Annotated in this window: 16 protein-coding genes and 4 pseudogenes; 13 read left to right on the top strand and 7 right to left on the bottom strand. The window is 61.8% G+C overall.

Annotation, left to right across the window (positions count from 1 at the left end; translation table 11 throughout):
• Positions 1-378: 378 nt before the first annotated feature.
• The 3 genes and pseudogenes from V5F78_RS14760 to V5F78_RS14770 all read left to right on the top strand — a co-directional run.
• A pseudogene (locus V5F78_RS14760) lies at positions 379-1,251 on the top strand (tyrosine-type recombinase/integrase); the annotation flags it as partial.
• Positions 1,247-1,489: pseudogene (locus V5F78_RS14765) on the top strand (aldehyde dehydrogenase family protein); the annotation flags it as partial. The pseudogenes V5F78_RS14760 and V5F78_RS14765, both read left to right, overlap by 5 nt.
• 113 nt (positions 1,490-1,602) lie before the next feature.
• Complete coding sequence (locus V5F78_RS14770; protein WP_394071307.1) at positions 1,603-1,974, top strand: tRNA-binding protein; 372 nt, start codon at positions 1,603-1,605, stop codon at positions 1,972-1,974.
• 52 nt (positions 1,975-2,026) lie between these two features.
• Here the strand turns inward: V5F78_RS14770 and V5F78_RS14775 are convergent, their stop codons facing one another.
• Together V5F78_RS14775 and V5F78_RS14780 are read right to left on the bottom strand one after the other, a co-directional pair.
• Positions 2,027-2,857, bottom strand: a complete 831-nt coding sequence (locus V5F78_RS14775) for a class I SAM-dependent methyltransferase (protein ID WP_394071306.1) — start codon at positions 2,855-2,857, stop codon at positions 2,027-2,029.
• Between the two features lie 201 nt (positions 2,858-3,058).
• Positions 3,059-3,863: pseudogene (locus V5F78_RS14780) on the bottom strand (SDR family NAD(P)-dependent oxidoreductase).
• Between the two features lie 185 nt (positions 3,864-4,048).
• On the opposite strand from V5F78_RS14780, the gene V5F78_RS14785 reads away from it, so the two are divergent.
• Entirely contained in the window at positions 4,049-4,525 is a 477-nt protein-coding gene (locus V5F78_RS14785) for a winged helix-turn-helix transcriptional regulator (protein ID WP_394071305.1), read from the top strand.
• A gap of 184 nt (positions 4,526-4,709) precedes the next feature.
• Here the strand turns inward: V5F78_RS14785 and V5F78_RS14790 are convergent, their stop codons facing one another.
• From V5F78_RS14790 to V5F78_RS14800, 3 genes are all read right to left on the bottom strand, one after another.
• On the bottom strand, positions 4,710-5,159 hold the full coding sequence (locus V5F78_RS14790; protein WP_394071304.1) for a hypothetical protein: 450 nt from the start codon (positions 5,157-5,159) through the stop codon (positions 4,710-4,712).
• Positions 5,125-5,955 carry a hypothetical protein gene (locus tag V5F78_RS14795; RefSeq protein ID WP_394071303.1) on the bottom strand — a complete coding sequence of 277 codons (831 nt, stop codon included), beginning with the start codon at positions 5,953-5,955 and terminating at the stop codon, positions 5,125-5,127. Before V5F78_RS14795 ends, V5F78_RS14790 begins: the two co-directional genes overlap by 35 nt.
• Positions 5,956-6,075: 120 nt before the next feature.
• Entirely contained in the window at positions 6,076-7,041 is a 966-nt protein-coding gene (locus tag V5F78_RS14800) for a GlxA family transcriptional regulator (RefSeq protein ID WP_394071302.1), read from the bottom strand.
• A gap of 107 nt (positions 7,042-7,148) precedes the next feature.
• Between V5F78_RS14800 and V5F78_RS14805 the strand changes: the two genes are divergently transcribed.
• From V5F78_RS14805 to V5F78_RS14815, 3 genes are read left to right on the top strand one after another with little or no spacing between them, the layout of a single operon-like run.
• Complete coding sequence (locus V5F78_RS14805) at positions 7,149-8,018, top strand: NmrA family NAD(P)-binding protein (RefSeq protein ID WP_394071301.1); 870 nt, start codon at positions 7,149-7,151, stop codon at positions 8,016-8,018.
• 60 nt (positions 8,019-8,078) lie between these two features.
• The gene (locus V5F78_RS14810) at positions 8,079-8,819 is read left to right on the top strand and encodes a hypothetical protein (protein WP_394071300.1); all 741 of its coding nucleotides are present in this window, start codon (positions 8,079-8,081) and stop codon (positions 8,817-8,819) included.
• An 18-nt stretch (positions 8,820-8,837) separates the two neighbouring features.
• Entirely contained in the window at positions 8,838-9,257 is a 420-nt protein-coding gene (locus tag V5F78_RS14815) for a hypothetical protein (protein WP_394071299.1), read from the top strand.
• Here the strand turns inward: V5F78_RS14815 and V5F78_RS14820 are convergent.
• Positions 9,196-9,759 carry a DUF1993 domain-containing protein gene (locus V5F78_RS14820; protein ID WP_394071298.1) on the bottom strand — a complete coding sequence of 188 codons (564 nt, stop codon included), beginning with the start codon at positions 9,757-9,759 and terminating at the stop codon, positions 9,196-9,198. The genes V5F78_RS14815 and V5F78_RS14820 overlap by 62 nt on opposite strands.
• Before the next feature lie 222 nt (positions 9,760-9,981).
• On the opposite strand from V5F78_RS14820, the gene V5F78_RS14825 reads away from it, so the two are divergent.
• From V5F78_RS14825 to V5F78_RS14845, 5 genes are all read left to right on the top strand, one after another.
• The gene (locus V5F78_RS14825; protein WP_394071297.1) at positions 9,982-10,275 is read left to right on the top strand and encodes a hypothetical protein; all 294 of its coding nucleotides are present in this window, start codon (positions 9,982-9,984) and stop codon (positions 10,273-10,275) included.
• Between the two features lie 21 nt (positions 10,276-10,296).
• Positions 10,297-10,479 (top strand): NmrA family NAD(P)-binding protein, encoded by a 183-nt coding sequence (locus V5F78_RS14830; RefSeq protein WP_394071296.1) that lies wholly within the window; start codon positions 10,297-10,299, stop codon positions 10,477-10,479.
• Positions 10,476-11,162: an NmrA family NAD(P)-binding protein gene (locus V5F78_RS14835; protein ID WP_394071295.1), complete on the top strand. Its 687-nt coding sequence runs from the start codon at positions 10,476-10,478 to the stop codon at positions 11,160-11,162. Before V5F78_RS14830 ends, V5F78_RS14835 begins: the two co-directional genes overlap by 4 nt.
• Before the next feature lie 91 nt (positions 11,163-11,253).
• Positions 11,254-12,465, top strand: coding sequence for an MFS transporter (locus tag V5F78_RS14840; protein WP_394071294.1), 1,212 nt, complete (start codon positions 11,254-11,256; stop codon positions 12,463-12,465).
• Between the two features lie 259 nt (positions 12,466-12,724).
• Complete coding sequence (locus V5F78_RS14845; protein ID WP_394071293.1) at positions 12,725-13,660, top strand: LysR family transcriptional regulator; 936 nt, start codon at positions 12,725-12,727, stop codon at positions 13,658-13,660.
• Positions 13,661-13,681: 21 nt separating this feature from the next.
• Here the strand turns inward: V5F78_RS14845 and V5F78_RS14850 are convergent.
• Positions 13,682-13,897: pseudogene (locus V5F78_RS14850) on the bottom strand (DUF2274 domain-containing protein); the annotation flags it as partial.
• Here V5F78_RS14850 and V5F78_RS14855 point away from each other — a divergent pair.
• The gene (locus V5F78_RS14855) at positions 13,870-14,298 is read left to right on the top strand and encodes a LysR substrate-binding domain-containing protein (protein ID WP_394071292.1); all 429 of its coding nucleotides are present in this window, start codon (positions 13,870-13,872) and stop codon (positions 14,296-14,298) included. The pseudogene V5F78_RS14850 and the gene V5F78_RS14855 sit on opposite strands and share 28 nt — an antisense overlap.
• Positions 14,299-14,340: the final 42 nt, after the last annotated feature.

Genomic DNA, 14,340 nt, shown 5'->3' on the forward strand with positions numbered 1-14,340 from the left:
TGGTATGGGTTCGGAGCCTGACCAGAAAGCTCAATATTTACAATGCGAAATTTAGCCTGTTGACCATCGAGTGGGAATGATTTTTGCCTATCCGGGCGTATCCAAAACTACGCTAGTAGCACGATCTAACTCACTGATAAAAATAAATAATTCTCTCGGCATCTATCGGCGTCTATCGGTGGGCAGAGATCCAAAGCGGCGGCCCGGTTGACGGCCCTTGCCCATATTGATTACGGAGAAATTTGAAAGTACCGTCAGAGCAGATGAGGCTCCTGACGGTACTTTTTCTACACTAAACTGCTGACAATACGCAGACTTTTCCGACGAGAGCCCCCCAAAACCGCGTGACGGTACTTTTTTGGAGGTGGCATATCATGTTTGACGGACGCGGCGCTCAAGGCGCTGAAACCACAAGATAAAATCTACAAAGTGACGGACCGCAACGGCATGTATGTGCGCGTTGCGCCATCGGGCGCGCTCTCGTTCAGGCTGGACTATCGGCTCAACGGACGGCGCGAGACGGTCTACCTGGGCAAATACGGGCGAGATGGAATCTCGCTGGCGCGGGCACGGGAGCTGTGCCTAGACGCACGGCGGGCGATCAGCGAAGGTCGTTCACCGGCCATTGAGAAGCAGCGCGAGAAACGTCGTATCAAGGAGGCGAAGAGCTTCGGCGAGTTCGGCGAAAAGTGGCTGGTGAATGCGTCGATGGCCGACAGCACCCGAGCGATGCGTCGCTCCATCTTTGAACGAGAGCTACTTCCGGTTTGGCGCAACCGTCTGCTTACCGAGATCACGCCGGACGATCTTCGCGCGCAATGCGGCAAAATTGTCGATCGCGGCGCGCCAGCAACGGCGATTCACGTTCGGGACATCCTGAAGCAGATCTACGGCTTCGCGATCTTGCATGGCGAGAAGGTTGCCAATCCGGCCGATGACGTCGGACCAGCATCGATCGCGACGTTCACGCCAAAAGATCGGGCTCTGTCGCCAGCGGAAATTCGAGTGATGTTGAAAGAGCTGGAAAAGGTCGCGACGTTGCCGACGATCCGGCTCGGAATGCGGCTCTTCTTGCTGACGATGGTGCGCAAGAGCGAGTTGCAGGACTCGGTGTGGGATGAGGTCGACTTCGAGAACGCCGTTTGGACGATACCCAAGGAGCGAATGAAGCGCTCGAAGGCGCACAACGTCTATCTGTGCCGCCAGACCCTCGACATCATGATTGCGCTCAAGACCTGCGCTGGAGCAAGCGATTGAGATCGCGAACGACACCGAATACGGCCTCGCCGGATATGTCTATTCGGCGGAGCGAGCGAAGGCACGCGAGGTCGCGATCCGGATCCGTGCCGGGCAGGTCTCGATCAACGGTAGTCCGCTGGACAGGACAGCGCCCTTCGGCGGTTTCAAAATGAGTGGAAACGGACGTGAGTGGGGCGACTATGGCTTCCACGAGTTTCTGGAAGTCAAGGCGATGCCCGGCTGGGCGTAACCGCTTATAGGCCGGTCTCGTCCCAAACGGCCGCGGGTCCGGGCGCATGCGTGCGCCCGGACACTTTTGTTCGGCGACGCGCGTCGGGCTGACGTCGCAAAGGAAGAAGAGAAATGCACGCTACCCACGATATCGACGCGCCTGCCGCGTCCCCGATTACGTTCGATAGTTTCCTTGCAGTCGACATCCGCGTCGGCACGGTCGTGAGCGCCGAGCCGCTTGCGGGCGCGCGGAAGCCCGCGCTGAACTTCGTCATGGATTTCGGTCCTACGATCGGTGAGCGGAAGACGAGTGCGCAGATCACCGAGCGCTATACGCCAGAGGCTATGCTCGGCCGCCAAGTCGCGGCGGTTGTGAATTTTCCGCCGCGCCAGATCGGGAAATTTATGTCGGAGGTTCTGACGCTCGGCTTTGCCGATGCTGAGGGCGCGGTTGTATTGTTCCAGCCCGATAGCCCGGTGCCGAACGGCGGTCGGCTGTTCTGACGGCCCGCCGCATACCTGATGTCGCCGCGGGCCTATCGGAGCGTGTCGAGCGTCAGGGCTTCGTGCAAATGGCTTGGATCAGCGCCGCGCGTCCCTCGCTGAGGTTGCGTCGAAGATTTACGGTCGAGAGACCGAACTCGGGCCCCATCACGGCCTGAAGCCCGAATGCCGGCGGCTTTACGGATTCAGCGCGCTCGCGCTCCCGCTCGAGGAACCAGGTGATGCCGGCCTCGGTGCTGTCGGTCCACGACTCGATGCGGAAGCCTTGCGCGGTTAACTGTTCGCGCATCTCGTCGGCGGTGACGAGGAAGCTCGAGTCCGGCGCGCTCGCCCAAGGAAGCGGAAAATGCAGCGGCTCGACAGAGGCCGCTACGACATCGAACATGGCAAAGCGGCCACCGGGGCGCAGGACGCGGGCGGCCTCGCGGTAGAGCGATGCGCGATCGGCGATGTTCATTGCGTCGTGCTGCGTCCATGCGACGTCGAAGGCATCTGGCGAGAACGGCAGCGAGAGCGCATTGCCGTGTTGGTAGCGGACCTTCCCCTGGAGTCCTGACCGCTCGGCCAGGAAGCTCGCGGCATCGACGAAGGACTGGCTGAGGTCGACACCTTCGACGGTGCAGCCATATTTCTCGGCGAGATAGCGCGACGGTCCGCCGAGGCCAGATCCGATGTCGATCACATAGCTCTCCTCGTTGAGGGAGAGCGCCTCCGCGAGTTCGATGGTCGCCGCCAAACCGCGAGAATGGAATTGGTCGAGAGGGGCAAGGTCCTTGGCAGAAAGCTGCCGATCGCCGAGCCCGCTCGCGTCCAAGGCATTGCCGAGGAATTCGACCAGGCTTGACCGCTCGTAGTAATCAGTCTTCGCTGCTGCATCGTTCATTGCTGTTCTCCTTGACGGTCACTGGGTGGAATATGCGTATGGACATCGGACTTTTACATTGTCGTAAATGCCAATCTTAGGTCCGTTTGCGCCAGAGATGGTGTGGGCAGACGCGAGCGTCCCTGGATGAACGAAGCCCGCCGGCCCGGTTGGGTCGGCGGGCTGATCCGGCATGAAGTCGGGCGCTCGCGGCCGCGAGAGTTAGATTGAGGCCTTCGTATAGCGTTCCGCCGGCGCAGAGCGGGACAACTCCTGGAAAAAGGGCTTGGCGGGACTGCTCGAAAGCATCCCATTGGGCCTTGTCGACCAGAGACGGTGCGGTCGCGAACTCGCCCTGATCGAAGCCGGCAAGAGCAGCATCGACCATAGTCTCCGCCGTCATCACCATTTCCTTGGGAAGGTTCTCGACGGGCATGCCGTTGTTCGCCCAGCTATCGGTCGCGACCACGCCCGGCAGCACCACCTGGATACGGACACCCTTGTCGGAAAGCTCGTTCCTCAGCGACTGGCTGAAGGCAAGGACGAAGGCCTTGGAGGCGCTGTAAACGCCGTTCAGCATTTCGGGGCCGATGGCCACGCCTGAAGAGAGATTGATGATCGAGCCGGAGCCGCGTTCCACAAACTTCGGCGCAGCGGCGTAGGTGAGCCGCATCAGGGCATCGATGTTGACCGTGACGACGTCGCTCATCGCGTCGACGTTGGAGTTGAGCAGCGGGGCGACTGGACCGAGGCCGGCATTTTTGACGAGGAGCGTGATGCGCGCGTCATTGCGCAGGATGTCCTCAATCCGTCCGAGATCGGCACGGTTGGCGAGATCGGCGGCCACGGTTTCGACCTTGCGGCTCGTTTCGCGCGTGATGCGATCCGCGATCGACTTAAGAAGGTCGGCGCGGCGGGCGACGAGGATGAGGTCGTAGCCGCGGCGGGCGAGCCGGTCAGCATAGACCGCACCGATGCCTGCGGAGGCGCCCGTAATCAGCGCGAAGCCCTTGTTGTGCTCAGTCATTCAAATCTCTCTCTTTCATTAGGCGGGAGCATTGGGGCACCTCGCCGAGGTTTCCGGGGAGTTCCCGGCCGCACGGCGACGTGGAAGCCGACAGGTTTGGAGGTTTAAATTCGCAACCTATCGACAAAGTGGGCCTCAAGGTTTAAATTTGCAACTGTGATCGGGTTTGCTTTTGGAGGTTTTTCGTGAAGGGCAGAAGGACAGACCTCAGCCAGAACGCTTGCGCCGCGTCTCGCGCCCTCGAGGTGGTGGGCGATTGGTGGTCGCTGCTCATTGTCCGCGATGCTCTCGTGGGGATGGAGAGGTTCAGCGAGTTCCAAAAAAGCATTGGTCTGGCGAAGAACATCCTGTCGTCGCGGTTGAGGAAGCTGGTTGATGGTGGGGTCCTTCAGCTCGTGCCCGACGATGCGGCGCCGAATCGCCACAGGTATCTCTTGACCGACAAGGGCAAGGCACTGGCGGTGGTGATCACGGCCATCTGGCAGTGGGGCGAAGAAAACTGTTTTGAGCCTGGAGAGTCCGTGCCGTTGCTGATCGATAAGGCTTCGGAACAGCCGCTGGCCAAGCTCGAAATCAAGACGACGGATGGCCGTGTAGTCGAGCCCCGCGATCTGCAAATGGGACTGGTCGAGCGGCGGGCGTCGGCGCCGGCCGACGCATAGTTGTCGCCCCGGGGAGCGCCGCCATGGCCGCGATAGCTGTTCCAATCCATCATGTGTGTCATCGACTATCTCCTTTTTGGGGATTCAAGGCGGCGGCCGGCATCAGCGTAATGTCGGGTCGGTTTGGCGAGGCGCGGTTCGGTTTGGCGAGGCGCGGTAGCGCCCTGCCGAGCTAAGGCCGTCGTCAATGCAGGGCTTGTCGTCGCGGCGCCCACGCGCCGTGGAGGATGTGGGCGAGTTCGCGTCCTTCCGGGAAGAGCTTGCCGCTGTTGCGTGCGCGTGTCGGATAATGATTGGCCCGAGGCGTCTGGAGGATCGTCGGAATGGCGAGAATCCCGATCATCTCGCCAGAGTCGACGGGATCCAGCGGGTCGACCCGGAACGCTTCGGGCGTTGCGAGTCCGTCCTCCGACGCTCCGGCCTTCCAGCCGGTCGCGCGCTCCAGCGCTGGCGGCATGGCCAGCCCCTCCGCCTTCAGGTGCAGAGCTTCGGTCGCGGAGCGGTAAGCTCTGACCGTGAACGGCAGGAATGGATCAGCGCAGTCGAGCGCCGCACCATGGGCCGCGTCGATCCTCCGAGCGACCTCGTCGAAGACGGATTCATGGCTGCAGGCGATCGAGACGAGTCCGATCAACGCATCGCAGGTGCTCACCGGATGGCGGGCCCGCGTCAGCGCACCCTCGTAAAGGCCGACCACCTCCGGCCCAAACGCTGCGGCGGACCGCACCGAGGCGGCTGACAGCCAGAGCGTGCGCTCGCGCGAGAGCGACACGGTCGGAGTCCTTCACCCACGCAACGGTCTTGGCCATGTCCGCAAACCATGGACGCCCGTCCGGCGGGCTCGCCAATAACAGGAGGTGCGCGCATGTCGAAAGGAGGCTGTAGTAGTTCGTCAGCGCCTCACAGCCGCCACGCTTTGCTGTCGGCACCACCCGCAAAGCGCCGTCGCGCAGCGTCTGCACGACATCAATCAGGCGCGTCGCCAGTCGGTAACTGACCACGATGGTAAGCGGCATCCAGTGGGCGATGGCCTCGAATTCCTTGCGGTTCGGAATGCGGGCAGGCTCGAACAATGGTCGCAGGACCGCCTTCGCAGCGCCCAGCATCTGGCTCCAGGCGGCAGAGAGTTCAGCCATGAGGAGCGGCTGTTCGGTGCGAACTTGCTCCAGGGTAATCGAGCGTCCGACCGGGTCGAAGACGGGCGTGGTTCGCCCGTCCGATGCGACCAAAAGGCCGCCGTCCGTCCCGCTGAAGCGAAAGGTGATCGGCTCGTCCGGCTCCGCGACCGCGAATGCACGAAGAGCCGTAACGAGGGCGAGCGATTTCCGCTGGCCGAGAGCCATCCCGAGCGCGACGGCTTCCTGAAGGCTGTAGAGATCAGGCTGGGTCGCCTCGAATGCTGCGATCTGATGCGGCGTGAACATATTCATCGTGCTGCCCGACGGGAACGTGCGTCGAAGCTAGCGCCATGAAGACAACTCCGATATCGTCGCAAATGCCAATTATAATGTCATTCGCGCCATCTACACCGCATCCGTAATGTGCTTGCTTCACCTCAGGTCCGCGCGAAGATCCCGCACGCCTCGTCCCAGACGCTCGCGCAGCAGGGTTCGAAGCGTCGCCCCGTCCACGTATCCGACCTCGGCGGCGATCGCATCGACATCTAGGCCGCTGCCGTGAAGGAGAGCCTGCGCGCGCTCGACCCGCAGGTCCTGGAAATAGGCGAGCGGCGACTTGCCAAGGACGGCCTGGCATCGCCGCTGCAGCGAGCGCGCGCTCGCCCCCAGCGCCTTTGCGGCCTCCTGCAACGAAAAACCCTCCTGCAGGTGTTCGCGAGCCCAGCGTTCGAACTTGAGAATGAGGGGGTCTGCCTGGGCGAGATGGTTCGGAATTATGTAGTAGGCTTGGGATGACCGGATGTCCGCCAAGAGGTAACGCGAGACGAGCGCCGCCAATTCCGGGCTGGCCTGCCGGATGAGCCATAGAGCCAGATCGAGATGACCCATTGCGGCGCCAGCGGTCACACCAATGTCCGACGGCACCAGCATACGGGTCTCGTCGAGCGAAACCTTCGGGTAGCGTTGCCGAAAGAACGGTGCGAGCGACCAGGTCGTCGTCGCCTCCTTCCCGTCGAGAAGGCCGGCGTCCGCGACGAGGAACGTGCCGATGCAGGAGGCGCCAATCTTCGCCCCCTCGGAATGCCATTGCACGAGTTGGGCTTTTGCCTGGCGCACATCCGGCCGCTCGAGCGCGGGCGCCAATGTGGCGGGTGTCGTCACCTTGAGCGCGGGCACGATCACCCAGTCGGGCTTCAGATCGGCGGTGATCGCCTTCACGGGTATGGTCAGGCCTTGCATGGAATGGACCTTGCGGCGGACGCCAACGACGGTGACGTCGAAACGCGGCGCCCCTGACATCAACGCTGCGCCAAGCCCGTTGGCGGTCGAAAACGCGTCCAAGGTGACCGCGAAACCTGAGTCGAAAACCCCTTCCAAAGCGAGCACCGCAATACGCATGTCGTAAATGACCTCAAAGTTGGCGTTTGCGACAATAGCTACATTTCGAGGCTCTGGCTAGGGTCCTTGCAGTCGAACAAAAACTTGCGGCTGGAGGCCCAGTACAAATGACCCGTCCACCAATCCTTATCGCTGGCGCTACCGGACACACCGGACGCGTCGCCACCCAGCTCCTGCTCGAAAAGGGCTTCCCCGTCCGCGCTCTGGTGCACAAAGATGATGAGCGCTCTGCAAGGCTGAAAGACCTCGGCGCAGAAATCTTCGTCGGCGATCTACTCGACCTCCGCGCAGTCCGCCGAGCATTCGATGGAATGAAGCGCGCGTACTTCGTCTATCCGATCCTGCCGGACTTGGTGCAAGCCACGGCGACATTCGCGCAAGCGGCCGTCGAGGCGAAGGCGGAATTCATTGTCAATCTCTCACAGAGAACGGCTCGCGAGGACGCGTTGAGTGATTCAGCGCTTCAGCACTGGCTGGCGGAGCGGGTTCTCGACTGGGCGGGGACGCCGGTGACGCATCTGCGGCCGGTGATCTTCAACGAGTGGCTCTTGTTCATGCAGAAGGGCATTCGCGAAGGCCACTATCGGGTTCCTTTCGGTACGGAGGGCAAGTTCGCGCCGATCTCGACTGAGGATCAGGGGCGCGTCATCGCGGAGGTTCTCGCCGATCCGGAACCGCACGTCGGCAAGACTCACTTGCTGCTGGGACCGGTCGAACTGACGCCGCCCGAGGTGGCAGACATCGTGAGCAAGACCCTCGGCAAGCCGGTGCGCTACGAGCAGATCACCGGCGCGGAATGGGTCAAGGAAGTCTTCAACAGCGACATGGCGTTCGGCGTCCAGCATGTCACCGCGATCGCGGAGATGCACGCGCTCGGACAGATGGCGGGCACCAACGATGTGGTCGAGACGATCACGGGCCGGCGTCCGCAGACCGTCGCGGAGTTCGTCGAACAGCATCGGGCCGCCTTCCAATAAGCCACCTCGGCACGGCAGGCCGACCATCCCCTCTGTTTGATGATGAAAGAGGATCGATAGATGCATGACCTCGTGAAGGCCGCGATCGCGGCGCATGGCGGCCTCGAAGAATGGACCTCGGTTCGCGAGGTGTCCGCCGCTCTCGATGTCTCGGGTCTCGGATTCAAGCAGAGGGGCCCGATCGGCGACGCGGTCGCTGCGCTGCCCATGCGCGTGACGGTCAATACGCGCGACCAACAAGCGCGCTTTGAACCATTCGCCGCCGTAGGCCAGATCGGCAGTTACCAGCCCCATCGAACCGTGATCCACTCGGCCGCCGGGGTGGAGATCGAAGCGCTCGGGAATCCTCGCGATGTGCTGAAAACCATCCCGCTCGGAACGCCATGGACCGCGCCCCAGGTGCTCTATTTCCTGGGCTATTCGATGTGGATGTACTTCACACTGCCGTATTCGTTCTTGGAGAACGGAGTGGTGTGCGAGGAAATCGATCCTTGGCACGAAGGCGCCGAAACCTGGCGCGCCCTGAAGGTCAGCTACCCTTCCTCGTACCCCTCGCATTCCACCGAGCAGGTTCACTACTTCGATGAAACCGGCCTCATGCGGCGTCAGGACTACACAGTCGACGTTCGACAGAACCTCGGTGCCGCACACTATCTGGACGATCATCAGGTCTTTGACGGGTTCGTCTTCCCGACCAGGCGCCGCATCTATGCGCGCGGGGCTGATGGTGTCGCGGCAAAGGACCGACTGCTGATTTCAGCGGACCTGAATGATTTCGAGATCTCCCGTGCGACCCGCTGATTGATAGGAGAAAGCAGAATGAAGAACAGCTTCATCGCGGGCGCTTTTGCACTGATGCTGTGCGCCGTACATCCCGGAACGAGCCGCGCACAGACCGCGATTCCGTCCGTGCCGACCACGAAGATCCTTGCCATCGGGAGTGTTCCCGCTGGCGTGGAAAGAGAAAGAGTTCTCGCGATCTTGCCGGAGGAAGTTCGACAGACGGTCGAGCTCTACTTGGCCGGTAAGATCGACCAATGGTATTCGCCGCAAGGGCGACTGGGCGTGATCTTCGTCTTGAACGTCACAGACGAGGCTGCCGCGCGGGAAATGCTCGACAAGCTTCCGCTCGGCCAAGCCCATCTCATGACGTTCGAGCTGATCCCTGTCGGGCCGCTCAATCCGCTCCGCTGGCTGCCGGGGATGAACCGGGGGCAACCTGGGGGTACAGCGCGTTAGAGCCGGCAAGATAATCCATCTTGCCGAGCGGCACGCCCCGGCTACGCATTAGGCCATAGGCCGTCACGACGTGGAACATGAAGTTCGGCAGAGCGAATTGGAATACATAGTCCGTGGCAGTGAAGGTCATAGGGCGGCGCGCGAACCTCAGTTCGATGATGCGGCCCTCATTGCCGTTAACCTGTTCCGGCGTCACCGAGTTCACGAATGCGATTGTTTTCGCGAGCCTCTGCTTCAACTCGGGGAACGTCACTTCCGTATCCGGAAAGCTTGGAACCTCCATGCCCGCGAGCCGGGCTGCGGCGCCTTTGGCTGTGTCGCTAACGATATAGATTTGACGGGTCAGTGGGAACATATCCGTGGCCAACCGGGTGTCGGCGAGGCTTTCGGGCGAAAGGCCGGACTCGCTTGACCAAGACTCGGCCTTGTCGAGCAATGCGGTTAGATTTCGCATCATGTTCACGAACACAGGTATTGTAGCGTCATAGATTTCGATCGACACGCACTTCTCCTTCCGCGTTCTGAATTTCCATTGGTGGACGCCAGCATTCGGGATCTCCCGCGATGAACGGTGGAGTGCCCGAGTCGCTAGACATTCTCAGCGCGAACGCGCCAAGTCAATGACGTGAATGACCCCAAAGTTGACGTTTACGACAATGGCGCACAACGGGGGCGTTGGTTAGGGTTTCCCTCGTCCACCCCCGATTTCGAAGAGGAGAACACCATGAAAGTTCTGGCTATTGGCGCGATCATCAAGCCCGTTTCCGACGAACAGCGCGCGGAAATTATGCCGAAGGAAGTTCCGCACACCCTGCAGATGTATCTCGACGGCTCGATCGAGCAGTTCTGGTTCCGCCAGGACAAGCCCGGTCCCGTCTTCCTGATGAACGTCGCTTCGATCGAGGAAGCGAAGGCCAAGATCGACGCCATGCCGATCGTCGGCGCCGGCTTCGCCGCCTACGAGTTCATCCCGGTCGGCCCGCTCGCGCCGCTCGGCATGCTCATCCAGGGCAAGTAAGCGCTGGAGGCCCCGTCGACCATGAACAACCCCATCTTGATCGCCGGGGCCACTGGGGCGACCGGCAAGGTCGCCACCCAGCTCCTTCTGAACAAAGGCTTCTCAGTTCGTGCTCTCGTCCATCGGGACGACGCGCGGTCTCAGGCGCTCGCTGACGCGGCGCTGAGATCGTCCTCGGCGATCTGCTCGACTTTCGTGCCGTGAGGCGCGCCTTTGAGGGTGTGAGCCGCGCCTATTTCGTCTTTCCGATCCGGCCGGGCATCGTTCAGGCCACGGCCCATTTCGCGCAGGCGGCGCGCGAGGCGAAGGCGGAATTCATCGTCAATATGTCTCAGAAATCATCGCGCGAGGATTCGAAAAGCGATTCTGCGCTCCAGCATTGGTTGGCGGAGCGCGTGTTCGATTGGGCCGCGACACCGGTAACCCACCTTCGGCCGACCTATTTCGCGGACTGGCTGCTGTATATGCGGAACATGATCCGCGAGGGCCGGATGTCGGTGCCTTTTGGCACCACGGGCCGCCATGCGCCGATCGCCGCGGAGGATCAGGGCGCCGTCATTTCCGCGATCCTCTCTGACCCCCGGGGCCACGAGGGAAAGGTCTACCCACTGTTTGGCCCGGTGGAATTGACGGCCCCGGAGATTGCTTTGGAGGTCGGTCGCGTCCTGGGGCGCGAGGTCCGCTACGAGCAGATCTCCTCGGAGCAATGGGCGCGCGAGGTGACGGGACACGAGATCCCATTCCTCGCCCAGCATCTCCACGAGGTGGCGATCGATCACCAGAATGGCGTCTTCGCCGGCACGAACGACGTCGTCGAGAGGCTCACCGGCCGCCGTCCGATGACGGTCGCCGAGTTCGTTGAGAAGCATCGTGCAGCCCTGAGCTGACCTTTCCGGCTTCGAGCCGACAGGCGGGGCGCTCAGTCCTGCCTGCCGACATTCAATCAGAAAATGGCAACCTCGACGGAAGACCTTTCAAATGGATCGACGACTCCTTGTACTAGCCCTCGGGATGTTCGCGCTCGGAACCGACAGTTTCGTGATGGCGGGCGTGCTCCCTGAAATCGCCCGAGCGTTCGGCGTCAGCATCGGCGCTGCGGGGCAGATGACGACTGTCTATGCCGTAACGATCGCTGTGCTCGCGCCGATCATCGCGGCCATCGCTGCACATGTGCCGCGCAAGCAGTTGCTGCTGATAAGCCTCGCGATCTTCGTGATCGCGAATCTGGGGACAGCGCTCGCTCCCACTTTTGAGGTCGCTTTAGCGACACGCGCTCTAGCCGGCCTTGGAGCGGCGATGTTCGCGCCTACCGCGACGGGTTCGGCCGCCTCAATCGTCGCCCCCGAGCGCAGAGGTTTCGCGCTCGCGCTCGTCGCTACGGGAATGACCGTGTCCACGGCGCTTGGCGCGCCGATCGGAACGTTGATCGGCGGCTTGGCTGACTGGCATTGGACCATGGTGTTAGTGTCCGCGCTTGCCGGCGTCTCGTTCGTGGGCGTGGCGATCTTCTTGTCGCATATTCCTATGCTGCCGCCGATTTCGCTCGCGAAGCGGCTCGCACCGCTCGCGGACGCGCGAATCGGTCTTTCGCTCGCCACGACTTTGCTGTTCTTCAGTGCGGCATTCACCATCTACACCTACTTCGCCGTCGCGTTTGGTCGCGCGATTGCAGGCAATGCCTCGGTTCTTGCGGGGCTACTCGTCGCCTGGGGACTCGCTGGGACGGTCTCGAACCTTGTGGCAGGCCGGCTGAGCGACAGCCTAGGTTCGCGCAGGGTGCTCATCGCGATGATGGTATTGGTGACCGCCAACTTCCTGCTGCTGCGTTGGACCGGCGCCAGCCTTTGGACGGCAATTCCGGCCGTCGTGCTATGGGGGGCTTGCGGCTGGGGAAGCACAATCCCTCAGCAGCACCGCCTTGTTCACATCGCTCCGCACATCGCCCCGATCCTACTTGGTCTATACAGCTCCTTTGTATTCCTGGGCACTACGGTGGCCGGCGTTATCGGTGCGACCGCCATCGAGATCGTGGGTGGCGAAAATCTTGGGTACGTCGCCGCTGCTCTGACCTTCGCCGCGCTCATCGTTTCCGAGCTCGCTGATCGGAAGATCGCTGCCGCTCGCCTCGAGACTCAAAGCGTGGAAGCGGCCGGTTCGACCGTCGGTGGACCGCAGCGCGCCGAAGCCTAGACGATCGTGGAATAGTCAGAAGGAACGCGGGGCGGTTGCGGCTTCCAACGGCTGGGGCCGCCGCCACTCGCGGACAAACATTCGGGCCAAAGGCCTGACCCGCTAAGGCCGGCGCGCCGTGAGAGAGTCGTGGGGCCGGTGGCGGGATTGCTGTTTGAAGGGAATGGGGGCGCGCTCACAAAGATGGTGGGACCGAGCTGTGGTGGAGTGGCTGCAAAGCCATCGGACGACTGTACCGAGAAATTCGGGTGCTTGCTTCGTGTCCGAGACCGCATTTGATCTCCGATACCTGAAGTACGCCTGGCTGGTTGCCGAATATGGCAGCTTCCGGAAGGCTGCGGAGGCGCTCGATGTCTCGCAGTCGACGCTCAGTCGCCGCATCCACATCCTTGAGAGGAGACTGGGAATCTCGTTGTTTGAGCGAGGGAGCGCGGGTTCGCGTCCAACCCTGGTAGGCGAACGGTTCCTCCGCGACGCCTCGGTGGGTGCGATGCACCTCCAGGACGCCGTCAACCACATGGTGCTGACGCGGCGTGGCGAGGCTGGTGAGGTCAGGATCGGCCTGATGGCCTCGCTCGCGGATGGCTTTCTTGCTGAATTGCTCGCCAGCTATCACGCCAGATATCCGAACATCGAGGTCAAGTTCGAGGAAGCGACCTCGCGCGACAGCGCCGCCGGCATCCTCAATGGCAAGCTCGATGCCGCGTTCATACCTGGCGATCCGCGGCTTCCCGGATGCGAAGCCAAGTGCCTTTGGGAGGAACGGATCTACGCGGTGCTCCCGGAGCGGCATCATCTCGCCTCCCTGTCGGAGGTGAGCTGGCACGACATCCGGCACGAGAAGTTCCTCGTGACTGCCGGCGGAGCCGGCCCGGATATCGAGGATCACCTTGTCCGCGAGCTGTCGACGCCGGGCTTCAGGCCGCGCATTCTGGTGCAGCGTGTCGGCCGGGAGAACCTTCTCAACCTCGTGGCGAAAGGCTTCGGGATCACGCTCACGACCCATTCGACGCTTGGGGTTACGTACCCGGGCGCAGCGTTCCGACCTGTTGGCGGCGGCGGCGAAGTGATCCGATCCAGTGTCGTTTGGTCCGAGAGCAACCGGAATCCCGCCCTAAAGCGGCTGCTCGACCTTGCAGCTCAGGTGCAGCGGCGCCGAGTGTCAGCCGTGAAGCCTATCCGATCTGGCTCCTGAACAGATCGCGATTGGATCGGCTTAGCTGCTACCCCTGAGGTCGCGTTTGGCCTTTGCGAAGCCTCGATCGGTCGCGATGAAGCGTTCGATCATCGGCGCTATGAGCTTGGACGGGTCCTGCGCGGGAGAGCCCGTCTGGCGGCCATGGACTTCCGCATAGGCCACCAGGTCACGATGCACGGCAGCGGGTATCTCGACGGTCAGCTTGATTGGCTTGTCGTCGGCAAGCGCGCCGAGGGAGCCCGGATTATTTCACCAGGCATGCACCTCCGAAGTATCCGGAAGATCTTACGGAACACGAGGCAATCCTTTATCGTTTCGTGACTTCGGGGAATTTTAACAGGTGGGAATTCATACGTGGCAAGCGGGAATACACGGTAGATATGAAAGGGCGGGTGATCGTCAACGATCGTTTGGCTCTCATTTCGCTGACCCGCAGGGGTTTGGGGCTCGCTTATGTTGCGGACGCCGAAGCTCGAGAAGACATCGCGTCGGGCAGGCTAGTCTCAATTCTCAGAGATTTCGTCCCCGCGGACTCGGGGCTGTTTTTGTACTTTCCTGCGCGAGCGCAAACCCAGCCTAAACTACGAACATTCATCGACCTTGCCACGAAGCACGCCGCCCGTCGGACGCTTTGAGCTGGTCGCGCGCTGCGTAGCAGTAGCAGAAATTGATGTCGT

The sequence above is a fragment of the Roseixanthobacter glucoisosaccharinicivorans genome (genome assembly GCF_043195095.2).
Taxonomy (GTDB): Bacteria; Pseudomonadota; Alphaproteobacteria; order Rhizobiales; family Xanthobacteraceae; genus NCEH01.